Origin of the sequence: Rhizobium sp. YAF28, assembly GCF_052113285.1 — a bacterium.
Lineage (GTDB): Bacteria > Pseudomonadota > Alphaproteobacteria > Rhizobiales > Rhizobiaceae > Rhizobium.
The window spans coordinates 264,147-289,605 of sequence record NZ_JBFRCX010000007.1 but is presented as its reverse complement, the minus strand read 5'-3'; the positions used below and the strand labels follow the sequence as shown (position 1 = coordinate 289,605).

Here is a 25,459-nt window from a genome sequence, read left to right as displayed (position 1 = left end):
CAAATCGCTTCCTGTAGGGTCCGCGGTGTGGGACTTCGGGATAGGCTCGATGCTGCTGGATCTGCGGACAATTTATTTCATCGTTGCGGTGAGCTGCGTCGTTCTGAGCGCTCTCCAGTTCGCTGCCTATGCGACGGGCCGCTTCGAACGCTGGCCGCTCTGGTGGGGCGCCAGCAACCTGCTCGTCGGTATCGGTTCCTTCCTCGTCGCGCTGCGCAATCTCGTTCCCTACTATATCTCCATCGATGCGGGCAATGTGCTGACCATCGTCGGCTACATGCTGATGTTCTTTGCCGTCCGCGCCTTTGCGGGACATCCCATCGACCGGCGCTATTCCTGGCTCGTGATAATCTGCGGCAGCATGCCGGTGGCGCTTTTCATCAGCGATCCCGCAGCGATATCTGAGCGTCTCCTCTATGTCTCGGTGATCTGCTGCCTCTGCGATATCACGATCGCCAGGGAAGCAGCCGGCATTCTCCGCCGCGAGAAACTTTATTCGGCGGCTCTTCTTCTGGGGCTTTACGTCGTCACCGCGGCGATCTTCGCAGTTCGCAGCCTTCTAGCCGCAACCGGAGACATCGGCGGGCCGGATCCCTTCGGCGGCAGCGTCATCCATAGCTGGATGGCGGTATCGGCCGTGGCCTTCATCATGCTTCGCAGCATGGCAATGGTGCTGATGGCGGCCGAAAGGAGCCGGAACCAGCTCATCGAGCTTGCTCATCACGATCCCCTGACCGGAACGCTCAACCGTAGCGGCCTTGCCCAGCATGTGCCGTTGCTTACCGGCCAGCCGGTATCGCTCCTCGTCATCGATATCGACAATTTCAAGCAGTTGAACGACCAGCACGGTCATGCCGCCGGCGACGAGGTCCTGCGACTTTTCTCTAAAGTGTCGAAGGGCATCATGCGCTCCGGAGATCTGCTCGCCCGGCAAGGCGGAGACGAATTCCTGGCGGTGCTCCGCAATGTCGATCGGGAAGAAGCGGTAGAGATCGCAAACCGCATCCGTCTTTCCTTTGCGGCAACCGTCATGCAGATGCCGGACCTGGCGATCTTCCCGACACTGAGCATCGGCGTTTCCACACGCATGAACGAGAGCGGGGATTTTGAGCGGCTCGTGCAGAAGGCGGATGAGGCGCTCTACCGTTCGAAGCGCGAAGGCCGCAACCGCGTCGAGGCGGCAGGGGAAAACCAGCAAGCCGCTTAGATATTCTGATCCATTGTCTCGGCCGGAATTTCATCATTGCGATGAATACGCACGACAGCTGCCGGAACGCCGGCAACCGTGCAATGAGCCGGCACCGGCTTCAGCACGACACTGCCGGCCGCAATCTTGCTGAAAGCACCGATCTCGATATTGCCGAGGATCTTCGCACCGGCGCCGATCATCACGCCGTGGCGGATTTTCGGGTGGCGATCACCTGTCTCTTTGCCCGTACCACCAAGCGTAACGTTCTGCAGGATAGAGACTTCATCTTCGATGACGGCCGTCTCGCCGATGACGATGCCCGACCCATGGTCGAGCATGATCGAGGAACCGATCCTTGCAGCCGGATGGATATCCGGACCGAAGACCAGCGAGGCGAGGTTTGAAAGCCAGCTCGCAATCTCGACACGGCCAACCATCCACAGGGCATGGGCAATGCGATGGGTCTGCAGGGCGTGAAAGCCCTTGAGGTTCAACAATGCGTGCAGATAGGTGGTGCAGGCGGGATCTCGTTCGCGCACGGCCAGAAGATCGGCTTCGATGGCGGCGCCGATATCGGGGTGTTCCTGCAGTGTGCTGTAAAACAGCTGGAACAGGTCTTCGGCATCGACCCTCGCGACTGAGAGGCGCGCCGAAATCACATGCGCGATGATGTCAGCGTCATTCTCTGCGCGGATGATCTGTGTTTCAAGGAGTGTCCGCAGGGTTGGTTCCCGCGTTGCCAGATCGACCGCTTCCGTGCGGATTGCCGACCAGACGGACCAGAACGCGCACGGCTCATCGGCGGCAGCGTTATTCGGAACAGGCATTGTCGGGTCCTTCTCAAAAATCTTCTTGCGACGGCGTGTCAGCGATGGGCTGGGCCGGGATCATACACCGGTTCTGGTAGGCGGCGCCAATGATAGAGCATGTCGGGCTCTCTTTCCTCGTTGCCGCTGCCGTCTGTTTCTTCAATGGACGAGAATCCATGTGATTCATAGAAGGCACGGGCGCGGCGATTTTGCTGGAAGGTCCAGAGGCGAATATCGTCCATATCATTCATTGCCGAAGAGAGAAGCGTCGTACCGATTCCCGCACGCTGGGCGTCGGGCAGAACGTAGAGCTGCTCGATCCAACCATTGCCGTAGGCGATAACGCCAACCAGCCGTCTGTCGACAAGCGCGCCAAGAACCGTGTGTTCTCGCAGCAGATGTGTTCGCCAGTATTCCTCGTCTTCCTCAGGGGCGTGAAGATCGGGAAGGTGCGGCATCACGCTCCATAGTGCGATGCGCCGCACCATGGCAGCCTCATACATGTCCTTGGAACCCAGGGCTGTAACTTCGACAGCCATGGGATCAGGCCGTCGCAATATCCACGACGCCGCAATCGCCGGTCTCGGAAGCAAAAGCGAGCAGCTTGCCGTCCTTGCTCCAGCTCATACCGGTGATAGCGCCCTTGCCGGGGCGGCGCAGTAGCGCTTCCTTACTGTCGGCGAGGCGAACGGCAAGGATCATGCCGTCGATGAAGCCAATGGCGAGTATATCCTCGACCGGGTGGAATTTCACCGCAGTTGCCATGATGTTGGCGCGCGTGCCGAGCTCCAGTGGCGCCTTGCCCATCGGACCGTCCTTGCCCTGGAAGGGCCAGACGATGGCGGCAGGCGCACCGGAGGAGGCAAGCCACTTGCCCTTGGCGGACCAGGAGAGCGACTTCACCTTGGCCGGATAGCCGGTCATACGCATGTGGCGGGCTTCGGTGCCCGACTTGACGTCGAGCTTCCAGCCGTGAAGCGCATTTTCCTGCATTGATGTGACCAGGAAATTGCCGTCGGGCGAGAAGGTGACGCCGGTGTGGGCGCCCTTCCATTCGAGATCAACAGGCTTGGCGCTTGTGCCGACCCAATGCAGCGATACGCCGTTATAACGGGCTGCTGCGATGCGCAGGCCCTTGGGTGCGAAGGCGATGCCTTCGACCGTGCGCTCTTCGGGAAATTCCTTCGTCGTGCCATCGGTGAGGCGCACGAGCGTGCTCTTGCCATAGGAATAAGCGATCGCACCCTGCGGGCCGGCGGCGACTTGCGAAATCCACTTGCGCGGGGCCGAGGCAATTTCGCTGACGCCGCCGTCAGCGGTAATGCGCAGCACCTTGCCATCCTCGCCGCCCGAAATCAGGCTTTCGCTGTAGGGGTCGCGGATCGCTGTCAGCATGCCCTGATGGGCTTCGATCACCTTATCGCCGCCATCGAGCCGGTGAAAGGTACCGTCGGCATTCGCGAAAAAGGGGACATCACCTAAAAATTCGACGGCCAGAACGTGGCCGTCGAGATCAAGCGGTGCAACTGTGGGCATCAGGCAGTCGCCTCGCACGCCTTGAAGGATTCTTCCAGCTTTGCGCGATCAAGGTCGCGGCCGATGAAGACGAGACGGCTTTCGTGCTTTTCGCCATCCTTCCACGGACGCTGGTGATCGCCTTCGATGATCATATGCACGCCCTGGACGACATAACGCTCGGCGTCCTCCTTGAAGGCGATGATGCCCTTGAGGCGCAGAATGTTCGGGCCCTGCGTCTGGGTGATCTTCTGGATCCAGGGGAAGAAGCGCTCCGGGTTCATCTCGCCGCCGCGCAGCGAAACGGACTGCACCGTTATGTCATGGATGGCCGACATCTCACCATGATGATGGTGGTGATGGTCGTGGTCATGATCGTGATGATGGTGGTCATGACCATGGTGATCATGATCGCAGTCCGGGCCGCAGACATGATCGTCATGGCCGTGCTCGAGGAAATGCGGATCGTTTTCCAGCGCGCGCTCGAGGTTGAAGGCGCCCTGGTTCAGAACGCGGGCAAGATCAACGCCGGAACGGCTTGTCTTGTAGACGCGAGCAGCGGGGTTGATGGCGTTCACGATGTCTTCGATCTGGGCCAGTTCTTCTGGCGTGACGAGATCGGTCTTGTTGATGATGACGACGTCGGCGAAGGCGATCTGGTCTTCGGCCTCGCGGCTGTCCTTCAGGCGCAGCGGCAGATGCTTGGCATCGACGAGGGCAACAACGGCGTCGAGTTCGGTCTTGGCGCGGACGTCATCATCCATGAAGAAGGTCTGGGCAACCGGAACCGGATCGGCGAGGCCGGTGGTTTCGACGATGATGCCGTCAAAACGGCCGGGACGGCGCATCAGGCCCTCGACGACGCGGATCAGGTCGCCTCGGACCGTGCAGCACACACAGCCATTGTTCATTTCGTAGATTTCTTCGTCGGATTCGACGATCAGGTCGTTGTCGATGCCGATCTCGCCGAACTCGTTGACGATGACTGCATATTTCTTGCCGTGGTTTTCGGAAAGGATGCGGTTGAGCAGTGTCGTCTTGCCGGCACCGAGATAACCGGTGAGCACGGTGACGGGGATGGGCTTCTGCTGTGTCTGGATCGCGTCGGTCATGAGAACCTCGAAAGTAGGATATTGACCCCGAGGGCAAAGTGCGGGGCCTGAATGGGTCGGTTTCATATAGGCGCTTGGAAGCGGCAGTTCAAAGGGTTTTGTATGTTATAAGATCACATTGCTTTCTATGCAAAGCCGCGCCTTCATCGCAGCGTTTCTGTGTCGAAAGCATCGACATCCTGCAGCAGCTCCACCAATCCGCTGACCGCATGGGCTATCAGCGCCTCACCCTTTTCTGCAGTCGCCTTTTTCGCATTGCCTGCAGCGCCTTGCGGGTTGAGATCGGACATCTTCCAGCCGAAGGCATGCGGGCCATAGGCGCGCAGGTGCTTGAAGCACCGGGCGAACTCTGTCTGGTTGGAAGGGAAGTCGGCAGCTTTCTCCATATCCACCCTGTCCGGATAGAGCGCCAGCATGACGGATGTTTCGATATCTCCGCCATGAATGTCTACAGCCTTTTCATCCGGCAAGATCACACCCTCCGGCAGGCCGAAGCGGGTCCAGCTCGTGGAGACGGCCAGCATGCTGAAGCGCACACGCGCTTCCGTGGCGACGATGGTCATCAGCGGCGAGTTGCCGCCATGGGCATTCAGCATCACGAATTTGCGGATACCGAGCTTCGAGAGGTTTTCAGCGATATCGAGCCAGCGCTTTACGGCTGTATCAAAAGGGAGCGTCTTCGTTCCTTCAACATCCATGTGCTCTAAGGAGTAGCCGACCGATTCGATGGGGAGTACGGTGACGGGCAAACCGGCCGGCAGGGCGGTTTTCAGCCTGTTGACGATGCCCTGCGCGATCAATGTGTCGGTTTCGAAGGGCAGATGGGGGCCGTGCTGTTCATGTGCGCCGAGTGGCAGGACCGCTATCCACCGGCGGCGTGCCTCCGGAGCGAGTGCCGGATCATTGTCCTCGAAACGGAACGACGGAACCAACATCGGCCTTGCCTCTTGTTTATGACGAGATGATGGGCAATGTCATAACCCAGCCTGGGCAGTGCTTAAAGATCAAAGGGATGGCAATGGGCAAGAAGCATAAGGACGGCAAGAAGCACAAGAAAAAGAAGGACCAGACCGAGTATACGCTTGTCGATCTTTCGCCGGCTCTGACGCAGGCTGCTCGCTCCATGCGTACGGTCCTGTCGCGCAACCTTCTTGAAAGTGGTCTCTATGCCGGCCAGGACGGGGTCATCACTTCCCTTGCCGAAAGCGATGGTATGACAGCCGGCGGGCTTGCCCAGAAGCTCGGTGTCAAGGCGCCCACCATGACCCGCACCATCGGCCGCATGGAGGCTCAGGGCTTCCTGGAACGCAAGCCTGACGCCGAAGACGCCCGCCTCACCAAGGTATACCTCACTGAACTCGGTCGTGGCAGCGTGCAGGCAATCGAGCTTGCGGCTTCCTCCTGCGACAAGCTGGCGACGCTTGATTTCTCCGAAAAGGAGATCCGCAATCTGGTGCGTCTGCTCAAGGCGATCGACGCCAATCTGCAGGCGGAGGCAGTGCATGTCGACGAAGATGAGGAAGACTGAAAATTTCCTCAAAAGGCGAATTGCCTGCGCCGCTTAAATCTTTTAATTAAACTTTTTAAGGCTGGCGTTGCACTGCGGCAGCCGTCGACCAGCTTCACGCGTTGCCTGGAGGAGGAGACGTGGTTCAGAAGATCAAGCTTTCGACGATTGCCGAAACACTCGGCATATCAACGGCGACCGTTTCCCTTGCCTTACGCGATAGTCCGCTGGTTGCCGGCAATACTCGCGAAAAGATCAAGGAACAGGCCCGCGCGCTCGGTTATATCTACAATCGCCGCGCCGCCAGCCTGCGGACGTCACGCTCCGGCATTATCGGCGTTGTCGTTCACGACATCATGAACCCGTTCTACGGGGAAATCCTGAAGGCGATCGAAAGCGAACTCGATCGCAGCCGCCACACCTTCATTCTCTCCAATCACTACGATTCCGTCGAGAAGCAGCGCACCTTCATCGAAACCCTGCTGCAGCTCGGTGGTGACGGGGTCATCATGTCGCCGGCGATCGGCACGCCGCCGGAGGATATCCAGCTCGCGGAAGAAAACGGCATGCCGGCGATCCTCGTCGCCCGTTCCATGGACAGCCAGGATGTGCCGACTTATCGCGGCGACGACAGCTACGGCATTTCGCTTGCCACCAACCACCTGATCGGCCTCGGCCATCGCACGATCGCGATGATCGGCGGTACGGACCAGACCTCGACCGGGCGCGACCGCTATCAGGGCTATGTCAATGCGCTGCGCAAGGCCGGCATCGAGGTCGATCCGAACCTGCGCATTCCCGGCCCGCGCTCGAAGCAGGGCGGTTTCGAGGCGGCGGTGCATTTCCTCTCCCTGCCGCAGAAGCCTACGGCGGCCGTCTGCTGGAACGATCTGGTCGCGATCGGTCTTATGAACGGCATAGCGCGTGCCGGCCTTGTGCCCGGCAGCGATATCTCGGTGACCGGCTATGACGATCTGGAGGAAGCCTCGATTGCCACGCCGGCACTGACCACCGTCTGGAACGGCCAGACAGAGGTTGGACGTCTTGCCGCCCGCGCCCTACTTGATCGACTTGCGGGCAGTCATGAGCCTGATGGCATCCATCTCATCAAGCCGGAAATGCGTATCCGCCAGTCCACAAGCCCTTATCGGCCGCGTTCCTGACCGCCGAAGCCAAGAGGAAAAGCCATGTCCCGCATTGCCGTTCTCGTTCCCGGGAAGATACATGATCGCGTTCTCGCCCAGCTGAAGGATCGTTTCGAGGTAGTAACTGTCGATCGCGACGAGACGCTGAAGCTCGATGCCGAGACGGCGAAACGTATTCGTGGAGTGGCGCTCAGCGGAGTTTTCCCGGCCGCCTGGTTCGAACAATTGCCGAATGTGGAGATCGTCGCCAGTTTCGGGGTGGGTTACGACGGCATCGATGCGAAGCTTGCAGGTTCGAAGGGCATCATCGTCACCAATACGCCCGACGTGCTGAACGACGAGGTGGCCGACACAGCCATTGCGCTTCTGCTTAACGCCATTCGCGAGTTGCCGAAGGCCGAGGCCTGGCTGCGGGGCGGCAACTGGAAGCCGGGTTCTGCCTATCCGCTGACGCGCTTTTCCCTGAAAGGCCGCCATGTCGGCCTCTATGGCCTTGGCCGCATCGGTCTTGAGATCGCCAAGCGCCTGGAACCCTTCAAGGTGAAGATCAGCTATCACACCCGCTCCCGCCATGCCGATGCGCCCTATGATTATCATCCGACGCTGAAGGGTCTTGCCGAGGCCGTCGACACGCTGATTGCGATCGTGCCGAAAACGCCGCAGACGCACCGTACGATCAACGCGGATGTTCTTTCAGCGCTCGGCCCTGATGGCATCGTCGTCAATGTCGGCCGAGGCTGGACGATGGATGAGGATGCGTTGATTGCTGCGCTCAATACAGGCACCATCGGTGGCGCCGGCCTCGATGTCTTCTATGACGAGCCGAACGTGCCGGCCGGTCTGCTTTCCGCACCGAATACGGTGCTGGTGCCGCATGTCGGCTCGGCCTCCATCCCGACGCGCAATGCGATGGCGGATCTGGTGGCGGAAAACCTCATCTCCTGGTTCGAGCAGGGCAAGCCGGTGACACCCGTGGCGGAAACCCCGGTCAAGCAATAGGCCGTTCCCCACTCCTTCCGTGAAGGCGGAGAGCGCGTTTCGCTTGTTCCTATTTTGCCGTTAGTCTTTTTCCTGTTTCCCACTTGGTCGACCGGGAAGGATTGGCTATGATTGGTTCCGGCCGCGTCCATTCCCAGCGGCCGTGATTTCATCGGCGGCATTTCGCCGTCTCAAGCTTACACATAGCGATTTGATCGGGGAGCGTCTGCTCCGCCCGGCGACTTTTCGTGCGGGCAGCCGGCGCCTCTGGAAGGAGGCAGAAATGGATTATCGCAAGCTCGGTCCCAGCGGGGCCATCGTCACCGCATATTGCCTGGGTACCATGACCTTCGGGAAGGAGTCCGACGAGGCGGCTTCCTTCAAGATGCTCGACGACTACTTCGCCTGGGGCGGCAATTTCATCGACACGGCAGACGTCTATAGCAACGGTGTATCGGAGGAGATCATCGGTCGCTGGCTGAAGGCGCGTCCGACGCAGGCAAAGCAGGCCGTCATCGCCACCAAGGGTCGCTTCCCAATGGGCGACGGGCCGAACGATATCGGCCTTTCCCGCCGCCACCTCAATCAGGCGCTGAACGACTCGCTGCGCCGCCTCGGCGTCGAGCATATCGATCTCTACCAGATGCATGCCTGGGATGCGCTGACACCGATCGAGGAGACGCTGCGATTCCTCGATGATGCCGTTCGCGCGGGCAAGATCGGTTACTACGGCTTCTCCAACTATGTCAGCTGGCACATTGCCAAGGCTTCCGAGATCGCCAAGGCACAGGGCTATACGCGCCCAGTGACGCTGCAGCCGCAGTATAACCTGCTGATGCGCGACATCGAGCTCGAGATCGTCGATGCCTGTCAGGATGCAGGCATGGGCCTGCTGCCCTGGTCGCCGCTCGGCGGCGGCTGGCTGACTGGCAAGTACAAGCGCGACGAGACGCCGACAGGTGCGACGCGCCTCGGCGAAAATCCCAATCGCGGCGGCGAGGCCTATGCTGCCCGCAACGCGCAGGAGCGGACCTGGGATATCATCAGCACCGTCGAGGAGATTGCCAAGGCACGCAGCGTCAGCATGGCGCAGGTGGCGCTTTCCTGGGTGGCCGCGCGCCCGGCCGTGACCTCGGTCATTCTCGGCGCACGCACATCCGAACAGCTCGCCGACAATCTCGCTGCGGCGGAATTCGTGCTTTCGGCGGAAGAGACGGCAAAGCTCAACGAAGTCAGCGCGCCGACGCCGGGGCAATATCCGTATGGTGCGAATGGCACCAACCAGCGTCACCGCAAGATCGAAGGCGGCCGCTGAGCCAATGAGTTGGAGATGAAGAAGGCCGCCGGAGCGATCCGGCGGCCTTTCCGTTTTCAGGCGATTGCTTGCGCCGGAAGCGATGGCAACTTACTGGCGGCGTAATCTCTGACGGCATCGCCGAAAGCGATAAAGAGCTTGTTCGAGGGCTTGTCGGTCTCGGCCCAGTATTCCGGGTGCCACTGTACGCCGACTGCGAAGGCCTTGGCGTCAATGACGGAGACGGCTTCGACCGTGCCGTCCTCTGCTGTAGCTTCGACCTGCAGGCGCGGGGCGGTCTTGGCGATCGCCTGGCGATGCAGCGAGTTGACGCGAATTTCGCCGGCGCCGATGATACCGGCGATGCAGGAGCCTTCCTTGACGAAGACGCTCTGGCGGATCGCATACATGCCGTCGCGATCTTTCACATCGGGTTTCCGGTGGTCCCAGATGCCGGGCTGGTCCTGGATTTCGCTCGCAAGCGAGCCGCCAAGCGCAACATTCAATTCCTGAATGCCGCGGCAGATGGCAAGAAGCGGGATGGCACGATCGATGGCGCGGCGGATCAGCGGCAGGCTCGTGGCGTCGCGGGCGGGATCAAAGGGGCCATCGGCTTCGGTGGCTTCGAGGCCGTAGAGCGAGGGGTGCACATTGCTTGCGGAGCCGGAAACCAGCACGCCGTCCACGCGATCGAGAATGGCATCTATGTCATAGCCTTCTTCAAAGGCAGGAATGATGAAGGCCATTACGCCGGCGGCATTCAGCGCCGCGCGCACATATTGATGCTGCACGGCATGCCAGGTTGCGCCATCAAGGCTGCGGATATCGGCGGGAATCGCAACGATCGGTTTCGTCATTTTTGCCCCGAAGAAAACAATATCGGACGTTTGTGCGGCCAGATCGACCGTGAAGTCAACGCTTGGATGCACGCGGTGGCCAAATTGCGGCGGTTCAAAAGTCCGGTGTTTAGTGGAAGTTGACTAAATAATTGATTTTAAAGTTTTCCAGCTCTTTCAAGTTTCAAACGCGACGATATTGGAATGTCGGTAAATACATCCAATATTGTTGGGGATCGTGTTGCCGAGTGTCATCCCTTGAATTACATTCCAGCCGATTTCTGCAACCTGTGTTCGTAATTTTCGTGCGGCTTGACCGTATCGTTAAGAGGACGGACCAAGAGGATTGACGGCATGTCGGAACCGAAGACGACGGCACTCGAGACGAAACCTGACTTCATGCCCTCGATCGCAGCCGGCGGCCCGCCCGCCGTCGTGACCGTCGTGCTTCCGCCGGAAAAGGCTGGCGATATCAGCGATCTAGCAGAGCGGTATCGGTTGGCGACGGCAGAGCCGCATACGCTTGTTACCTTCGGCCAGGAAGCTATCAGCAGTTTCGGTGCCAAGCTGGATACTATTCTCTCGCAGATTACCAACGCCCAGTCGCCGGTGCTTTTCGAGCTTTTCCGCACGATTCGCGAGGGTGTGAAGGATGCGGATCTGAAAGAGCTGGAGGCAAGCATCCGAGAGAAGCTGAAGGGAAGCTTTCTCGAACGTCTGCTGATGGCGGTCGGTCTTGGCGACCCTGCCAAACGGTTGAAGGCCGTGACGGATGAAGTGCGTGGCATGCTACAGAGCAAGGCGAAGTCGCTCAGCGATCTCATCAAGCCGATGGAAGCCCAGATTGATGAGGAAAGCGGCAAGCTCATTCTCGAAGTCTCGCGTATGAGCACCCTGGCGGAGGGATATCGCGATACGATCGTTTCGCTTGGGGTTTTCGTCGAGGCCGGCCGTCGCATCATCGCTGACGCAAGCAGGGATCTCGAACGACTGAAGCAAGAGGCGGTCTCGGGCGATCCGCTCAAGGTTCAGGAAGCTCGCGACTTCTCGCAGAAGCTGGATATCTTCCAGAACCGCGTGCTCGTTCTTGAAACGGCCTACGCCAAGGCGCCGACGGATCTCGACTCGATCGGCATTGCGCGGGGTGCGGCCCTTGCGACGCTCGCTGATACCGTCACCTCTGCCAATGCCGAATTCAACGACATCAAGTCGATCCTGATCAGGCTGCATGCGCTCTTCCAGATGCAGTCGATCCAGCAGATCAATGCTATGCGGCGTGAGCTGCGGGCCTCGCTGCAGCAGTATGGCTCGCAGGTGCTCGAAGATGTTTCGGTCAATGCGGTAAAGGCAGCCGGCGAAACCCGCCTTGCGGATGCCGATCTTGTGCTCGGTACCGCCCAGCGGCTGCGGGCGATCGCTGACAAGGTCGTTGCCGAAGGCGAGCGCAATAAGGAGCGCTATGCCGCCGCCCGCACCAAGCTTGAACAAGCACGCCAGATCGTGATTGCCCGCCCGATCTGAGACCTCAGGAGAAGACAGCGCATGGCAACCTTTAATCTCAACAAGGGTCAGTCGTTCCAGATCCAGAAAGAGATCCAGCTCGTTCATTCCGGACTGGTCTGGGATCCGCCGGAAGGCTCCGGCCCGGCCTTCGACCTCGATGTCCATTGTTTTGCGCTGGTTCATCCTGGTGGCGATTCAAACCGGGCGCGGCTCTACAATGACGGTTCGCATGCGCTGTGCTACGCGTTCGTGCGCAGCTCCAGCAATCCTGAGGGATCACTGTCCAAGAATGCCGACGGATCCTTCCAGACGGATGACGGCTCCATGTGGCATGAGCGCGACGACCGCACCGGACGTGGCGCTCTCACCAAGCCGGAGCCCGATGACGATGGTGATGACGATCATCATGGCGGCGGTCATCACGACGAGGGCTTTCGCGAGGAGTTCAAGATCGTGCTGGCGAAGCTGCCGCGAGAGATTTCCGAGCTCGCCGTCTGGGCAACGATCCACGATGCCGCTCGCAAGAAGCAGGATTTCGGCAAGGTCAAGAACGCCTATATTGAAGTCTGCGATGCCATGGACGATGAGCTCTGCCGCTATCAGCTGACGGCCGAATTTGCCGGCAAAACGACGATCCAGGTTGCGTCCTTCCTGAAGCAGGCGGACGGATCCTGGAAATTCTATGCCGTCGGCGCGGGATCGAATGCCGGGCTCGGCGATGTCATCCAGGCCTATCTCGGCTGAGCGGAGGCTCTGCTTGACCAGCGGCAAGGCAGATGAACCGCCGGAGAAAAAGCCGGGCGGATCACCCAGGGTGCTTTTCCCGGAAAGTGCCGCGCCTCAGGCTGTCGCCGCTCCGAAGGACGGAAATCAGCCGAAGATACTCTTCGGTGCGCCCCGTGCTCCCACGCCCAAGGGCGATCGCCCGCGGGTTCTAGCCGCTGGGGAGGTGAGGCAACGCATCTCCTGCGGCGTCGCCGACCTTCAGGGCATGGACGCGAACGCGACCGAGGCTGTCGCAAAAGCGGCCTTGCGGATCGTCGACAGCACCAATCTCGATGATCATTATTTCGATGATGTGGTCCGCTTTGGTGCTCCTCTGCAGACCGAGCACGGCAGACTGGCGGAAAGCGAACTCAAGATCGTCGGCAGTGAAGTTGTGGCAGAGGGGAGACGGTTTGCGGCCGAATTGTTGCAGTGCCTGATGGACCTCGATCCGGAAAGGGTGTTTGCTGTCCGCGGCGGTTTTCTCAATACCGTCAAGGCTCTCGCCGCGCCCCGTGATCCAGCCGGCCTTTTTTCTCGCCTCTATCCGGAGGTGCGGGCTTTGGCGACTGAACTTAATGCGCTTGCGCCCGAGATTGTCGCCGTTGCCAAGCAGGTACGCGCTGTCGGCAAGGCCTATAAGTCGCTCTCGAATAACCTTGCCGGGCATATTCTTGCCGGTCGATTCCTCGTCCACCACATCGACAGCCTTCAACTGCCCGACCGCGAGCGGCAGGCTCATTATGCCTCGCAGTCTGAAGCGCTGGAAACACGGACATCAAGCCTTTCGGCAACGAAGACGACCGTCGAGATGAGCATCTGGACCGTTGCGGCCGTCTCGCAGGAAATCGAAGCGCTCGCCCGCTTGGCCGAGGGCCTGCTGCAGGAAGACCTGCCTGCCTGGCATGCGGCATATTCCGCAGCCCTAACGGCAGCGCGAACCGCTCAATCGGCGGAGCAGGCAAGTACAAGGGTGCCGCTTCGCGACCTTCACACCCGCATTCTTGGAAAACTCAAACTGGAGAGGAATAGGCCGTGACGACATTCAAGCTACAGAAGCCGGAGGAAGAAGTTCGCCGCGTCGGCTTCGTTTTGCAGAAGCAGGGCATTCACGAGCGCATTCCGGCGCAGGTCGGCATCAATATCGATGTCTCGGGGTCCATGGGCGACCTTTTCAAATCCGGCGCTGTGCAGGCAGCGCTGGAGCGCATCCTTCCCGTCGCTCTCTATTTCGACGATGATGGCCATATCGATACCTGGGCTTTTTCCAACAAGCAGAATATGGCGTCGCTGACACCTGCCACGGCCAAGAATTACGAGGGCTACATTCAGCGCGAGATTGTCGGCAACAAGGATGTCCAGCCAATCCTGTGGGGTGGCACTGATTACGGTCCGGTCATCCGCTCGAACCTCATGACTTACGGGCTTATGGAGGAAGAAGGGGCAGGTGGCCTGCTCGGCATGATCTTCGGCATGCGGCGCGACGCCTTCGGTGAAGAAACGCGGTCGGGCATTCCGGCAATCAATTATTTCCTGACAGACGGGGAGAATTCCGACCGGGACGCGGCCTGGGACTTGCTGCAGAAGGCCGAACAGGCTGAATCGCAGATTTACTATGTCATGGTCGGTATCGGCGACGAGAAGTTTGAATTCCTGCGTAGCGCCGCGGAGCATTTCCCGAATGTCGGTTTCGTCAGCGTCAGGGATCTCGGAAAGTTCGTCGGCAGCGACGATGCCTACGAAAAACTGCTTCCGGCCGAACTCTGCACCTGGCTGAAACATGAGCATGACGACGAGGACGACGATCATCATTGATCCCGAAGGCAAGCCCGGTCGCTTCATCGCGGAAGCGGCCGGCACGATACAGCTAAGCTGCTGATTCCGATGGATGTGTGGCGTGTGCCACAGAAGCGTCGTGATCCCAAAGACTAATAGACTAAAGCTTGAAACGCTTCTTCCGCCATGCTTAGCTTTGCCATTACTGCGGGTAGGGGTGAGGATTGACCACGCAGTGCCATCTATACGGGAGGTTTTTGATGGATCGTCGTTCATTTATGAAGAAGGCGGGAACAGCCGGCGCCGGTGCCGTTGCCGCGACTGCTTTGGCAGCACCTGCAATTGCGCAGGAAAACCCGAAGATTGCCTGGCGTATGACCTCGTCGTTTCCGAAGAGCCTGGACACGATCTATGGCGGCGCCGAAGATATTGCCAAGCATGTTTCGGCTTCCACTGATGGTAATTTCACGATCCAGCCTTTCGCAGCCGGCGAAATCGTCCCCGGCCTGCAGGCCGTCGATGCGGTGGCGGCCGGTACTGTCGAGGCAGCCCACACCACCTCCTATTATTTCGTCGGCAAGGACCCGACCTACGCCATCGGAACTGCCATTCCGTTCGGACTGAACAGCCGCCTGACCAATGCCTGGTTTTACCAGGGCAACGGCAATACACTGATGAACGAATTCTATGCCACGCAGGGCATGTATGCCCTGCCGGCCGGCAATACCGGTGCGCAGATGGGCGGCTGGTTCCGCAAGGAAATCAATACGCTCGACGACCTCAAGGGCGTCAAGATGCGCATTGCCGGTCTCGCCGGTCGCGTCATGGAGAAGGTAGGCGTCATCCCGCAGCAGATCGCCGGCGGCGACATCTATCCGGCGCTGGAAAAGGGAACGATCGACGCGGCAGAATTCGTCGGCCCCTATGACGACCTGAAGCTCGGCTTCCACAAGGTGGCGAAGTACTACTATTACCCGGGCTGGTGGGAAGGCGGCCCGACGGTGCATGCCTTCTTCAACCTCGATAAGTGGAGCAGCCTGCCGAAGCACTATCAGGCAGCGCTCAACGACGCCTGCGCCTTCGCCAACACCAACATGCTGGCAAAATACGACACGAAGAACCCGAGCGCGCTGAAGCAGCTTGTTGCGGAAGGCGCAACGCTGCGGCCGTTCAGCCAGGAGATCATGGAGGCCTGCTTCCAGGCCGCGATGGGCATCTACGGCGAAATCTCAGGCACGAACCAATATTTCAAGAAGATCTACGATGACCAGACTGCTTTCAAGCGGGATGCCTATCTCTGGATGCAGCTTTCGGAATACACGTTCGATACGTTCATGATGATCCAGCAGCGCGCGGGCAAGATCTGAGGAGCCCCCGCCGCTAACATTGGTGGTTTACACGCACACGATACCAGAACCCCGGATTTCGATCCGGGGTTTTGCTTTTTTGCTGGCTATTTGGCAGGCGCCGGCGGCGCTCCCGGCAGGCCATTCAGCGGCGGCAGGGTCAGGCCCGGGATCTGCGGCGAGCCGTTGTTGCCGCCGAGCGGGGGCAGGCCGAGCTGACCGCCGAAGCCCGGGACTTCAATCTTGATCGAGTTCGGGTCGACCTTCGGGCCATGGTCCAGCCAGTAGGTCACCGATTGTGGCCAGAAGATCACGATCGCCACCAGGATCAGCTGCATGCCGACCCAGGGAAGCGCACCCATGTAAATATCCGAGGTCTTGACCTCGCGGCCGGCGATCGAGCGCAGGTAGAAGAGCGCGAAGCCAAAGGGCGGGTGCATGAAGCTCGTCTGCATGTTGACGCAGATCAGCACACCGAACCAGATCAGGTCGATGCCGAGATTGGAGGCGACCGGGGCGAGCATCGGGATGACGATGAAGGCGATCTCGAAGAAATCGAGGAAGAAGGCGAGCACGAAGATGAAGATGTTGACAAAGATCAGGAAGCCGACCGGGCCGCCGGGAATGCCCGATAGCATATGCTCGATCCAGCGCGAGCCGTCCATGCCCTGGAAGACCAGGCTGAAACAGGTGGAGCCGATAAGGATCATCACAACCATGGAAGTGATGTGCGTGGTCGATGTCATCGCCTCGCGGATCAGCGGCCAGGTGAGGCGCCGGTTCATGGCCGCGAGCGCCATGGCGCCGACGACGCCGAGCGCGCCGGCTTCCGTCGGCGTCGCAAGACCCATGAAGATCGTGCCGAGCACGAGGAAGATCAGCACGATCGAAGGCACCATGCCCATCAGCACCTTCATGAGCAGCGCCCAATTGAAGTCGCCGCGCACTTCCTTTGGCAGCGGCGGCATCGATTTTGGCCGGAAGATCGACAGCACCAGGATGAAGAGCACGAAGATCGCTACCTGCAGGATCGACGGGCCGATCGCGCCGCGATACATGTCGCCGACCGATTTGCCGAGCTGGTCGGCGAGAACGACGAGTACCAGCGAGGGCGGGATCACCTGGGTGATCGTGCCGGAGGCGGCGATGACGCCGGTAGCAAGGCGCGGATTGTAGCCGTAGCGCAGCATGATCGGCAGCGAAATCACACCCATGGTGATGACCGAGGCGGCCACCGTGCCGGTGATCGCGCCGAGCACGGCGCCGACAAGGATGACAGCATAGGCCAGGCCGCCGGGAACGCCACCGAAGAGCTTGCCGGTGCCTTCGAGCAGATCTTCGGCCAGCCCACAACGCTCTAGTATGGCGCCCATGAAGGTGAAGAAAGGGATCGCGAGCAGCAGATCGTTGGAGACGATGCCGAAGAAGCGCAGTGGCAGCGCCTGCAGGAAGACCTCTCCGAAATGCCCGGTCACAATGCCGATGATACCGAAGAAAAGGCCGACGGCGGCGAGCGAAAAGGCGACGGGGAAGCCGTAGAGCATGAAAATGACCATGCCCAGGAACATCGCCGGCGGGATGATACCGTAGTCAAACAAATTTGTTCCTCCAGGCGCGCGTTACTGCAGCGGCTTTTCGTATTTCGTATCGATCTCGATCGTGCCGGACAGCGCGGCGATCCTCTTGATCAATTCCGAAATGCCCTGAAGGGTCAGAAGCGCGAAGCCGGCAAAAAGCACCAGCTTCACAGGCCAGCGGATGAGGCCGCCGGCATTGGCGGAAACCTCGCCCTGCTGATAGGCGAGTAGGAAATAGGGCCAGCAGAGAATGGAAAGGAAGATGCAGGCCGGGATGAGGAAGACGATCAGGCCGACGATGTCGATCCACATCTTTGCCCTGTCAGAGACAGAGCCGTATATCAGATCGACCCGCACATGTTCGTTCTTGCGCAAGGTGTGCGAGGCGCCGAGCACGACGACGAAGGCGAAGAGATACCACTGGATCTCGAGCCAGCCATTTGAACTGTAGTTGAAAGCGTAGCGGACGACGGCGTTTCCGGCGCTGATCAGGCAGCAGAACAACACCATGTATTCGGATAGTTTGCCAATGAACTCGCTGATCGAGTCAATCAGCCGACTGACGGCCAGGAATACCGACATTCGCCTCCCCTTATTGTCTTGCCGTTTTCGGCAGTTCTCCCTCTGCAATCGGTGTAAACTAGGGTTTTTGAAATTGGAAGGATAAATGACCCGCCTTGGAGTATAGTCTTATGCGGCTAGACCCTGTGATCCCTTTGAAAAATTCTGGCAACTCAGGCGCGGATATTTTTTTCAAAAACCTCGCGAGAAAGCTGTATTATCGCGCCTTGGATGAGTAGCTCATCCTATGGTTTTAGAAAAATTGACCAAATGTTTGAACCGTTTGAAATCAATTTTTAAAGGGTTCGGTTTACATTTCCCGCGCACAGGGAAAGTATGGATGAAGCCACATAACCCGAACAGGGTCCCTAAGGATGTGTATCTGTCGTTTGTGAGTTCCCTCTCCGGGAACCGCATGACGCTTCTCGCTGGCGTCATTGTACACTCCGCCACTTTCCTTGCTGTTGCTGCTAAGACTGACTCTCCCGTCTATATATTCTTGGCTGTCGCCGTCATCATGGTGTTCTGCGCCCGCATGGCGATTTTCCGGCTGTTCGATAAGGTAGACAAGGAGAAGCTCTCCTTTGCCGAGATCGAGCGCTGGGAGAAGATTCTCGTGGTCGGCGCAGCCGGCATTACTACACTTCTTGGCATCGGCAGCGGCTATGCCATCTTTTTCACGCGTGATTCCTTTGCCGAGCTCGCCTGTATTGCAGTGACCATGGCGACGATGGTTTCGGTCGTCGGCCGCAACTACGGCTCGCGCATGGCGGTCGACCTGCAGACCTTCTCCTGCTGTCTGCCGATGATCATCTGCAGCGTCATGACGCTCGATTTCTACCGCGGCATCCTGTCAGTCTTCCTCATTCCGTTCTGGCTGACGACACGGGCCATGGCCACCGGCGTGCGCGAGTTCCTCTATGAGAACGTGATCGCACGCCGCGAGATCGCTTCGATTGCCGATCGCTTCGATACGGCACTGAACAACATGCCGCATGGCCTCGTCATGGTCGACGAGGAGAACCGGATCCAGGTCATCAATCGCAAGGCCTGCGAACTCTTGAAAATTGGCGTGCCGGACCGGCTGAAGGACCGCGATCTCGGCGCTGTGTTGCGTTACGGCGCACGCTACAGCTTCATGGACGCTTCGCAGCCGGAGCTGATCCTGCGGCAACTGACACAGGTGGCCGAAGGCAGCCTGTCGCGCACGCTCATTCATTTCCCTGAGGGACTGTCGCTGGAATTCTCGGCAAGCCGGCGCGCAGATGGCGGTGCGGTATTGATCTTCGAAGACGTTTCGAGCCGTGTGAAGGCCGAGCAGAAGATCCTGCATATGGTGCGCTTCGACGCGCTGACCGGCCTGCCGAACCGCGAATATTTCGGCCATCTCGTGCAGGATTATCTCGCCAGACATTCGAAGAAACGCGGTCCCCTCGGCTTTATGATCCTCGATATCGACGAGTTCAAGCATGTCAACGACATGCGCGGCCATGTGACCGGTGACCACCTGCTCTGCGCCATCGCCGTGCGGGTCAAGGAGATGGCCGGCAACGCCATCGTCGGCCGCCTGATGGGCGACCAATTCATCCTCTTCTTCCCGCATGCGCGTGACCGGCAGGTGTTGGATGCCGACATCCGCAAGCTGCATGCCGCGATCCAGGGTCAATATGAAGTCGATCAGGTGACCTTCCTCGTCTCGCTCAGTGCCGGGTACGCCGTCCTCGAGAGCGACGCCTTCGCCATGGACGAATGGAGCGTCAAGGCTGACCTTGCGCTGTTCGAAAGCAAGTCGCGCTTGAAGGGCGGCATCACCGGTTTCGAGCACGAAATGGACGGTCGCTATATCGAGCAGCAGAAGCTCAAAGCGGATCTGCGCGAGGCTGTGGCTGCAAATGCGCTGCACCTCGCCTTCCAGCCGATGTTCAAGGCTGATGGTACGCGCATCGAATGCGCCGAAGCACTGGCTCGCTGGGTGCATCCGGAAAAGGGCTCCATTCCGCCCGACGTCTTCATCCGCCTCGCTGAAGAGATGGGCATCATCTCGCAGATCACGCGTTTCGTGCTCTTCAAGGCCTGTGAAGAATGCATGAGCTGGCCGGATCATATCGCCGTTTCAGTCAACCTGTCGGCGCGCGACCTGCGTGACGCGGACATCCTGTCGGTCGTTGCGGACGCGCTGGCGTATTCCGGTCTTGAGGCATCGCGCCTGCATCTGGAAATCACCGAAAGCAGCCTGATCGACGAGCCGGCGGTCGTGCGCGCCATCCTCGCCGAATTGCGAAGCCGCGACATCACCATCGCCATCGACGATTTCGGCACCGGCTTCTCCAGCCTCAGCTATCTCGACACGCTGCCGCTCGACATCGTCAAGATCGACCGTTCCTTCGTGCGTAACATCGTTGAAGATACGCGCCGTCTGAAACTGTTGCGCGGCACGGTCCACCTTGCCCGCGAGCTCGGCCTCAAGATCGTCGTCGAGGGTGTCGAGACCCCGGAGCAACTGGCGCTTCTCAACAAGCACCGCAGCACGGATCTCGTACAGGGTTACGTCTTTTCCCCGCCAGTCCCCTCGAAGGAAATTGGCATCCTCTCCCACGCTCTCAACCGCCGCACGGCACCGCGTCGCCGCAGCAAGGTCGCCTGATCAGGGCGCTACCTGACGGTGTGACCACGGGCATACTCGCGGCCGTTAACCTTAATGATTCAAATACGTCCAAAATTCTTATCAAATCTTGCGCTTTACTGAATGTGGTATGATTAATGACCCGTTAACAACGGGGTGCATCTATGGCGTCTGTCCCTTTGAGTACGAGCGACTTTTCGAAAAAGGTTCTCGAAGTTCTTGATAATGTCGAATATCGCCGCGTCGAAAGCACTGAGGACATGGAAGGTGTCGAGCGGCTGCGCTACAAGGCCTACAAGGCGCACGACACGCTGGCGCTGGCCCCAAAGGGACTGCTCGACGACACGGATTTCGATAGCCATGCTCATGTTTTCGGGCTCTATTATTACGGCGAGCTGGTCAGCACGATCCGTATCCACCATGTGACACCGGAACATCGCGTCAGCCAGTCGGCCGGAGCCTTCCCGGAAGCAATCGATGCGCTTCTCGATGCCGGCCTCAGCTTGATCGATCCGGCGCGTTTTGCCGCCGATCCTGATCTGACCGCCGATCTGACCTGGATTCCCTACCTGACGCTGCGGCCAAGCATCGTCGCGGCCGCGCATTTCCGTGCACATCGGGTTCTGCAGTTCGTCCGCCCGCCGCATGCGGCATTCTACAAGCGTGTCTTCTATGCAGACACCGTCGTGCCGGGCCAGAAGGCCAAAAATTACGGGATCGACATGACGCTGATGGCGACCAACGTCGTCGAGGTCGGCCGCAAGCTTCTCACGCGTTATCCCTTCTTCATTTCCAGCGCCAGCGAGCAGCGGATGATGTTCGCGCGCGGCCCGGAAAACACGCGGCCTTCGCTCACCATCGTTCCCACCGCCCGTTTCGTGCCGGAAGGCCAGCTCGGAACGGATCTGCCGCTTTGATTCTTCCATAGGGAACGCCCTCTCCACATCAGGAGAAGGGCGTTCCTGCGGCATTCTCATGCATTGCGCTTTCTCCCGTCATTGTGTAATCCCTGCGGGTGGGGATTTGCCTCGCCGAGGCGAGGGAATCAGGCAGCGCTAAGGCATTTCAGGGAGACGATATTCATGGCCGAACATCATACCGGACCGGTCGAGACCGGCGCGCCGATGGACTACAAGGAACATGAAAAGACCTACAACATGTTCATTGCCGGCACGAAATACGGCTCGATGCTTCTGATCGCCCTGATGCTTGCCATGGCTGCCGGTTTCTTCGGCGGCGCCGGTTTCCTCGGCGGCATCCTCGTCTTCCTCATCATCCTCGTTGCCGGCATCTTCCTGCTCCGCTAAGCGCGGCCTGCGGGAAGACACGGTCTTCCGAACTTTGTGATGTAGATGCTTGGCCCGTGCAGGCAAGCAGCCTGCCACGGCCCAGCTGACCCGGAGGAGGGGGCAGTTGGCCAATATCGTTTTCGTAGCAAAGGAAATCACGGGCGATGAGACGCGCGTTGCCGCGTCTGTCGAAACCGTGAAAAAGATAAAGTCGCTCGGCTTCGATGTCATCGTCGAAGCGGGCGCGGGGGCACTTTCTCGCATTCCGGATAGTGAGTTCGAGGCCGTGGGCGCCGCAATCGGCACGTTCGCAGATGCCGCGTCCGCCGATGTGGTCCTCAAGGTCCGCCGGCCGAGCGAAAGCGAAATTTCCGGCTATAAGACCGGTGCCGTCGTCATTGCCATCATGGATCCCTATGGCAATGACGAGGCGGTCGCCGCGATGGCCCGCGCCGGTCTTTCCGCCTTCGCCATGGAGCTGATGCCGCGCATCACCCGTGCGCAGTCGATGGATGTGCTTTCGTCGCAGGCCAATCTTGCAGGCTATCAGGCGGTCATCGAGGCAGCAGTCGTCTATGACCGCGCCATGCCGATGATGATGACGGCAGCGGGTACTATTCCTGCCGCTAAGGTTTTCGTCATGGGTGCGGGCGTTGCCGGCCTCCAGGCGATTGCGACGGCGCGCCGTCTCGGTGCCGCCGTTTCGGCAACCGATGTCCGCCCCGCAGCGAAGGAACAGGTTGCATCTCTCGGCGCGAAGTTCATCGCTGTCGAGGATGACGAGTTCAAGGCGGCGGAAACGGCCGGCGGCTATGCCAAGGAAATGTCGGCCGACTATCAGGCGAAGCAGGCTGCGCTCGTGACCGAGCACATCGCCAAGCAGGACATCGTCATTACCACGGCTCTCATTCCCGGCCGTCCGGCGCCGCGGCTCGTCTCGCGCACCATGCTGGCCTCGATGAAGCCGGGGGCGGTTGCTGTCGATCTCGCAGTCGAGCGGGGCGGCAATATTGAAGGTGTGGTTACAGGGCAGGTCGCCGATGTCGAAGGTGTGAAGGTGATCGGCTTTCCGAACATGGCGGGCCGTGTGGCGGCCAGCGCCTCAGCGCTTTACGCCAAGAACCTCGTCACCTTCCTGGAGACGATGGTGAGCAAGGAAACGAAATCGGTCGTGCTCAACCTCGAGGACGAGCTCATCAGGGCGACTATGCTGACCTATGCGGGGGATGTCGTGCATCCGGCATTCGGCGGCGCCAAGAAGGGGGATAACTGATGGCCAGTGAAGCAATGGACAAGGCTCTGGAGCAGCTCGACCAGGCCGTCACCGCGGTCATCACCGCTGCTGCCCAGGCGCCTGAAGCGGCAAGTGCCGCCACCGGCGGTGCGATCGATCCCTTCGTTTTCCAGTTCGCGATCTTCGTGCTGTCGATCTTCGTCGGCTACTACGTCGTCTGGTCGGTAACGCCGGCGCTGCATACGCCGCTGATGGCCGTTACCAACGCGATCTCCTCGGTCATCGTCGTCGGTGCGCTGCTTGCCGTCGGCATTTCGACCAGCGGTCTTGCGACCGGCTTCGGTTTCGTTGCGCTCGTGCTCGTCTCCGTGAATATCTTCGGCGGCTTCCTCGTCACGCAGCGCATGCTGGCGATGTACCGCAAGAAGGACAAGTGAGGGGCCGATGACCAATCTTGCAGCCTTCCTCTATCTCGTCTCCGGCGTTCTCTTCATCCTTGCGTTGCGGGGGCTCTCGCATCCGGCGACTAGCCGCAAGGGCAATCTCTACGGCATGATCGGCATGGGGATTGCCATCCTCACGACGCTGGTGCTGGCGACGCCTGACTTCGGCGGCTTCGTGCTCATCATTCTCGGTCTTGCCATCGGCGGCAGCGCCGGCGCCTATATTGCCCGCACCATTGCCATGACCTCGATGCCGCAGCTCGTTGCCGGCTTCCATTCGCTGGTTGGTCTTGCCGCGGTTCTGGTCGCGGCATCGGCGCTCTATACGCCTGATGCTTTCGGTATCGGCGAGATTGGCCAGATCCATACGGAAGCACGCATCGAAATGGCGATCGGTGTGGCGATCGGCGCGCTGACCTTCACCGGCTCGATCATCGCCTTCCTGAAGCTCGATGGGCGCATGTCCGGCAAGCCGATCCTTTTGCCCTTCCGCCACCTGATCAACATCGCCCTCGCTGTCCTGATCGTGCTCTTCATCATCGGTCTGGCGGTGACTGAGAGCCACCTGGATTTCTGGGCGGTCGTTGCGCTCTCGCTGTTACTCGGCATCCTGCTGATCGTGCCGATCGGCGGCGCAGACATGCCTGTCGTCGTGTCGATGCTGAATTCCTATTCGGGTTGGGCTGCCGCCGGCATCGGCTTCACGCTCGGCAATCTGGCGCTTATCATTACCGGTGCGCTGGTCGGCTCATCGGGTGCGATCCTGTCCTACATCATGTGCAAGGGCATGAACCGCTCTTTCCTTTCCGTCATCCTCGGCGGTTTCGGCGGCGAGATGGCAGGCGGCGCGGCGGATACGTCGGAGAAGATCGTCAAGCTCGGCTCGGCTGAGGATGCGGCCTACCTGATGGCGAATGCCTCCAAGGTCATCATCGTGCCGGGCTACGGCATGGCGGTGGCGCAGGCACAACATGCGTTGCGCGAACTCGCCGACAATCTCAAGAAGAACGGCGTGGAAGTAAAGTATGCGATTCATCCGGTCGCCGGCCGCATGCCGGGTCATATGAACGTGCTGCTTGCCGAGGCCAATGTGTCCTATGACGAAGTCTTCGAGCTTGAGGACATCAACTCGGAATTCGCCCAGGCCGATGTCGCTTATGTCATTGGCGCCAATGACGTCACCAACCCGGCGGCGCGCGACGACAAGTCCTCGCCGATCTACGGCATGCCGATCCTTGACGTCGACAAGGCCAAAACATGCCTCTTCGTCAAGCGTTCGCTCGGCTCGGGTTACGCCGGCATCGACAACACGCTGTTCTACAAGGACGGCACGATGATGCTGCTCGGGGACGCCAAGAAGGTGACCGAAGAGATCAACAAGGCAATCGCCCACTAACCGAAAAAGCCCGCTTCGGCAGGCTTTTCTTTTATCGGTGCATTGTCAGATCTCGCCCGGCACCAGCGTCATCTTCTCGACACCGATGGCGAGATTGAGACCTTCTTGCGCCTGCAGGTTCAGCGGCTGCAGCATGAAGGCCTTGTCGGTGCCACCGGCAATGACTTTGGCACCTCCACCGGCGCCGAGGCTGGCATCTGCGCCGATGCCGTAATATTCGCCGGCGAGTGCGAAATCAGGCATGTTGGTGCCGGTCTTGGCGAGCACCTGCCAGATCATCACGCTCTTGCCGGTCTGGCCGATATCGATGCCGAATTTCTCGATCTTGCCGGCATAGACCGCCTTAGGGCCACCGGAAGCCGGCGTATAGGTGCAGATTAGGTTTTTCTCAGAAGTGACGATCAGTCCCTGACCGCCATCCGATCCGCAGACGAGCCGGCCAAGCGACATATAGTCGGCTGCTGCGGCCGAGCTGGCCCAAGTCGCAGCCGAAACGATTGCAGCGGCAATCATGGTTTGCTTGAACATGGTCCTTCTCCTTTTGAATGACCTGTTCGAAAC

At 59.6% G+C, this 25,459-nt stretch carries 25 protein-coding genes; 16 read left to right on the top strand and 9 right to left on the bottom strand.

Annotated features, from left to right (window positions below; translation table 11 throughout):
• Positions 1–49 precede the first annotated feature (49 nt).
• The gene (locus AB4Z13_RS18280; protein WP_442206445.1) at positions 50–1,207 is read left to right on the top strand and encodes a GGDEF domain-containing protein; all 1,158 of its coding nucleotides are present in this window, start codon (positions 50–52) and stop codon (positions 1,205–1,207) included.
• Here AB4Z13_RS18280 and cysE read toward each other — a convergent pair.
• The 5 genes from cysE to AB4Z13_RS18255 all read right to left on the bottom strand — a co-directional run bounded on the left by cysE (position 1,204) and on the right by AB4Z13_RS18255 (position 5,560).
• On the bottom strand, positions 1,204–2,016 hold the full coding sequence (gene cysE / locus AB4Z13_RS18275) for a serine O-acetyltransferase (RefSeq protein ID WP_442206444.1): 813 nt from the start codon (positions 2,014–2,016) through the stop codon (positions 1,204–1,206). The two genes, AB4Z13_RS18280 and cysE, sit on opposite strands and share 4 nt — an antisense overlap.
• Before the next feature lie 38 nt (positions 2,017–2,054).
• On the bottom strand, positions 2,055–2,537 hold the full coding sequence (locus AB4Z13_RS18270) for a GNAT family N-acetyltransferase (protein WP_442206443.1): 483 nt from the start codon (positions 2,535–2,537) through the stop codon (positions 2,055–2,057).
• 4 nt (positions 2,538–2,541) lie between these two features.
• The gene (locus tag AB4Z13_RS18265; protein ID WP_442206442.1) at positions 2,542–3,534 is read right to left on the bottom strand and encodes a WD40 repeat domain-containing protein; all 993 of its coding nucleotides are present in this window, start codon (positions 3,532–3,534) and stop codon (positions 2,542–2,544) included.
• On the bottom strand, positions 3,534–4,625 hold the full coding sequence (locus tag AB4Z13_RS18260; RefSeq protein ID WP_442206441.1) for a CobW family GTP-binding protein: 1,092 nt from the start codon (positions 4,623–4,625) through the stop codon (positions 3,534–3,536). Before AB4Z13_RS18260 ends, AB4Z13_RS18265 begins: the two co-directional genes overlap by 1 nt.
• Positions 4,626–4,768: 143 nt before the next feature.
• Positions 4,769–5,560: a creatininase family protein gene (locus tag AB4Z13_RS18255; RefSeq protein WP_442206440.1), complete on the bottom strand. Its 792-nt coding sequence runs from the start codon at positions 5,558–5,560 to the stop codon at positions 4,769–4,771.
• 83 nt (positions 5,561–5,643) lie between these two features.
• Here AB4Z13_RS18255 and AB4Z13_RS18250 point away from each other — a divergent pair, with 83 nt between their 5' ends.
• The 4 genes from AB4Z13_RS18250 (at position 5,644) to AB4Z13_RS18235 (ending at position 9,570) form a co-directional block, all read left to right on the top strand.
• A complete protein-coding gene (locus AB4Z13_RS18250; RefSeq protein WP_442206439.1) occupies positions 5,644–6,153 on the top strand; it encodes a MarR family winged helix-turn-helix transcriptional regulator in 510 nt (169 codons plus the stop codon).
• A gap of 119 nt (positions 6,154–6,272) precedes the next feature.
• A complete protein-coding gene (locus AB4Z13_RS18245) occupies positions 6,273–7,295 on the top strand; it encodes a LacI family DNA-binding transcriptional regulator (RefSeq protein WP_113321897.1) in 1,023 nt (340 codons plus the stop codon).
• Positions 7,296–7,319: 24 nt separating this feature from the next.
• Positions 7,320–8,276, top strand: a complete 957-nt coding sequence (locus AB4Z13_RS18240; protein ID WP_113321896.1) for a 2-hydroxyacid dehydrogenase — start codon at positions 7,320–7,322, stop codon at positions 8,274–8,276.
• Positions 8,277–8,538: 262 nt separating this feature from the next.
• A complete protein-coding gene (locus AB4Z13_RS18235) occupies positions 8,539–9,570 on the top strand; it encodes an aldo/keto reductase (protein ID WP_442206438.1) in 1,032 nt (343 codons plus the stop codon).
• 56 nt (positions 9,571–9,626) lie between these two features.
• Here the strand turns inward: AB4Z13_RS18235 and AB4Z13_RS18230 are convergent, their stop codons facing one another.
• Positions 9,627–10,406 (bottom strand): gamma-glutamyl-gamma-aminobutyrate hydrolase family protein, encoded by a 780-nt coding sequence (locus AB4Z13_RS18230; RefSeq protein ID WP_442206437.1) that lies wholly within the window; start codon positions 10,404–10,406, stop codon positions 9,627–9,629.
• A 333-nt stretch (positions 10,407–10,739) separates the two neighbouring features.
• Here AB4Z13_RS18230 and AB4Z13_RS18225 point away from each other — a divergent pair, with 333 nt between their 5' ends.
• From AB4Z13_RS18225 to AB4Z13_RS18205, 5 genes are all read left to right on the top strand, one after another.
• Entirely contained in the window at positions 10,740–11,906 is a 1,167-nt protein-coding gene (locus tag AB4Z13_RS18225) for a toxic anion resistance protein (RefSeq protein WP_442206436.1), read from the top strand.
• 21 nt (positions 11,907–11,927) lie between these two features.
• Complete coding sequence (locus AB4Z13_RS18220) at positions 11,928–12,632, top strand: TerD family protein (protein ID WP_037103435.1); 705 nt, start codon at positions 11,928–11,930, stop codon at positions 12,630–12,632.
• Positions 12,633–12,645: 13 nt separating this feature from the next.
• On the top strand, positions 12,646–13,692 hold the full coding sequence (locus AB4Z13_RS18215) for a hypothetical protein (protein ID WP_442206435.1): 1,047 nt from the start codon (positions 12,646–12,648) through the stop codon (positions 13,690–13,692).
• Entirely contained in the window at positions 13,689–14,468 is a 780-nt protein-coding gene (locus AB4Z13_RS18210; protein ID WP_442206434.1) for a VWA domain-containing protein, read from the top strand. Before AB4Z13_RS18215 ends, AB4Z13_RS18210 begins: the two co-directional genes overlap by 4 nt.
• Before the next feature lie 221 nt (positions 14,469–14,689).
• Positions 14,690–15,796, top strand: coding sequence for a TRAP transporter substrate-binding protein (locus AB4Z13_RS18205; protein WP_442206433.1), 1,107 nt, complete (start codon positions 14,690–14,692; stop codon positions 15,794–15,796).
• 86 nt (positions 15,797–15,882) lie between these two features.
• On the opposite strand, the gene AB4Z13_RS18200 is transcribed toward AB4Z13_RS18205, so the two are convergent.
• On the bottom strand, positions 15,883–17,373 hold the full coding sequence (locus AB4Z13_RS18200) for a TRAP transporter large permease (protein ID WP_439016592.1): 1,491 nt from the start codon (positions 17,371–17,373) through the stop codon (positions 15,883–15,885).
• Between the two features lie 21 nt (positions 17,374–17,394).
• Positions 17,395–17,934: a TRAP transporter small permease subunit gene (locus AB4Z13_RS18195; RefSeq protein ID WP_113325766.1), complete on the bottom strand. Its 540-nt coding sequence runs from the start codon at positions 17,932–17,934 to the stop codon at positions 17,395–17,397.
• Between the two features lie 319 nt (positions 17,935–18,253).
• Here AB4Z13_RS18195 and AB4Z13_RS18190 point away from each other — a divergent pair, with 319 nt between their 5' ends.
• The 6 genes from AB4Z13_RS18190 (at position 18,254) to AB4Z13_RS18165 (ending at position 24,898) form a co-directional block, all read left to right on the top strand.
• A complete protein-coding gene (locus AB4Z13_RS18190; RefSeq protein WP_439016591.1) occupies positions 18,254–20,557 on the top strand; it encodes a putative bifunctional diguanylate cyclase/phosphodiesterase in 2,304 nt (767 codons plus the stop codon).
• Between the two features lie 143 nt (positions 20,558–20,700).
• Complete coding sequence (locus tag AB4Z13_RS18185) at positions 20,701–21,453, top strand: N-acyl amino acid synthase FeeM domain-containing protein (protein ID WP_113320972.1); 753 nt, start codon at positions 20,701–20,703, stop codon at positions 21,451–21,453.
• Between the two features lie 165 nt (positions 21,454–21,618).
• Positions 21,619–21,843 (top strand): aa3-type cytochrome c oxidase subunit IV, encoded by a 225-nt coding sequence (locus AB4Z13_RS18180; protein WP_007817412.1) that lies wholly within the window; start codon positions 21,619–21,621, stop codon positions 21,841–21,843.
• 106 nt (positions 21,844–21,949) lie between these two features.
• Entirely contained in the window at positions 21,950–23,098 is a 1,149-nt protein-coding gene (locus AB4Z13_RS18175; RefSeq protein WP_442206432.1) for a Re/Si-specific NAD(P)(+) transhydrogenase subunit alpha, read from the top strand.
• The gene (locus tag AB4Z13_RS18170; RefSeq protein WP_007817406.1) at positions 23,098–23,496 is read left to right on the top strand and encodes a proton-translocating transhydrogenase family protein; all 399 of its coding nucleotides are present in this window, start codon (positions 23,098–23,100) and stop codon (positions 23,494–23,496) included. The genes AB4Z13_RS18175 and AB4Z13_RS18170 overlap by 1 nt, the downstream gene beginning before the upstream one ends.
• A gap of 7 nt (positions 23,497–23,503) precedes the next feature.
• On the top strand, positions 23,504–24,898 hold the full coding sequence (locus AB4Z13_RS18165; RefSeq protein ID WP_113320970.1) for an NAD(P)(+) transhydrogenase (Re/Si-specific) subunit beta: 1,395 nt from the start codon (positions 23,504–23,506) through the stop codon (positions 24,896–24,898).
• 45 nt (positions 24,899–24,943) lie between these two features.
• Here AB4Z13_RS18165 and AB4Z13_RS18160 read toward each other — a convergent pair whose 3' ends face one another.
• Positions 24,944–25,426, bottom strand: a complete 483-nt coding sequence (locus tag AB4Z13_RS18160) for a DUF992 domain-containing protein (protein ID WP_310383724.1) — start codon at positions 25,424–25,426, stop codon at positions 24,944–24,946.
• Positions 25,427–25,459 lie beyond the last annotated feature (33 nt).

Bases quoted from the DNA above. Each gene is read 5' to 3' on its own strand.
- AB4Z13_RS18255 (WP_442206440.1), bottom strand. From the start codon at position 5,560: ATGTTGGTTCCGTCGTTCCGTTTCGAGGACAATGATCCGGCACTCGCT.
- AB4Z13_RS18220 (WP_037103435.1), top strand. From the start codon at position 11,928: ATGGCAACCTTTAATCTCAACAAGGGTCAGTCGTTCCAGATCCAGAAA.
- AB4Z13_RS18280 (WP_442206445.1), top strand. From the start codon at position 50: ATGCTGCTGGATCTGCGGACAATTTATTTCATCGTTGCGGTGAGCTGC.
- AB4Z13_RS18265 (WP_442206442.1), bottom strand. From the start codon at position 3,534: ATGCCCACAGTTGCACCGCTTGATCTCGACGGCCACGTTCTGGCCGTC.
- AB4Z13_RS18180 (WP_007817412.1), top strand. From the start codon at position 21,619: ATGGCCGAACATCATACCGGACCGGTCGAGACCGGCGCGCCGATGGAC.
- AB4Z13_RS18235 (WP_442206438.1), top strand. From the start codon at position 8,539: ATGGATTATCGCAAGCTCGGTCCCAGCGGGGCCATCGTCACCGCATAT.
- cysE (WP_442206444.1), bottom strand. From the start codon at position 2,016: ATGCCTGTTCCGAATAACGCTGCCGCCGATGAGCCGTGCGCGTTCTGG.
- AB4Z13_RS18250 (WP_442206439.1), top strand. From the start codon at position 5,644: ATGGGCAAGAAGCATAAGGACGGCAAGAAGCACAAGAAAAAGAAGGAC.
- AB4Z13_RS18190 (WP_439016591.1), top strand. From the start codon at position 18,254: ATGAAGCCACATAACCCGAACAGGGTCCCTAAGGATGTGTATCTGTCG.
- AB4Z13_RS18240 (WP_113321896.1), top strand. From the start codon at position 7,320: ATGTCCCGCATTGCCGTTCTCGTTCCCGGGAAGATACATGATCGCGTT.
- AB4Z13_RS18270 (WP_442206443.1), bottom strand. From the start codon at position 2,537: ATGGCTGTCGAAGTTACAGCCCTGGGTTCCAAGGACATGTATGAGGCT.
- AB4Z13_RS18160 (WP_310383724.1), bottom strand. From the start codon at position 25,426: ATGTTCAAGCAAACCATGATTGCCGCTGCAATCGTTTCGGCTGCGACT.
- AB4Z13_RS18205 (WP_442206433.1), top strand. From the start codon at position 14,690: ATGGATCGTCGTTCATTTATGAAGAAGGCGGGAACAGCCGGCGCCGGT.
- AB4Z13_RS18165 (WP_113320970.1), top strand. From the start codon at position 23,504: ATGACCAATCTTGCAGCCTTCCTCTATCTCGTCTCCGGCGTTCTCTTC.
- AB4Z13_RS18260 (WP_442206441.1), bottom strand. From the start codon at position 4,625: ATGACCGACGCGATCCAGACACAGCAGAAGCCCATCCCCGTCACCGTG.
- AB4Z13_RS18195 (WP_113325766.1), bottom strand. From the start codon at position 17,934: ATGTCGGTATTCCTGGCCGTCAGTCGGCTGATTGACTCGATCAGCGAG.
- AB4Z13_RS18170 (WP_007817406.1), top strand. From the start codon at position 23,098: ATGGCCAGTGAAGCAATGGACAAGGCTCTGGAGCAGCTCGACCAGGCC.
- AB4Z13_RS18230 (WP_442206437.1), bottom strand. From the start codon at position 10,406: ATGACGAAACCGATCGTTGCGATTCCCGCCGATATCCGCAGCCTTGAT.
- AB4Z13_RS18185 (WP_113320972.1), top strand. From the start codon at position 20,701: ATGGCGTCTGTCCCTTTGAGTACGAGCGACTTTTCGAAAAAGGTTCTC.
- AB4Z13_RS18225 (WP_442206436.1), top strand. From the start codon at position 10,740: ATGTCGGAACCGAAGACGACGGCACTCGAGACGAAACCTGACTTCATG.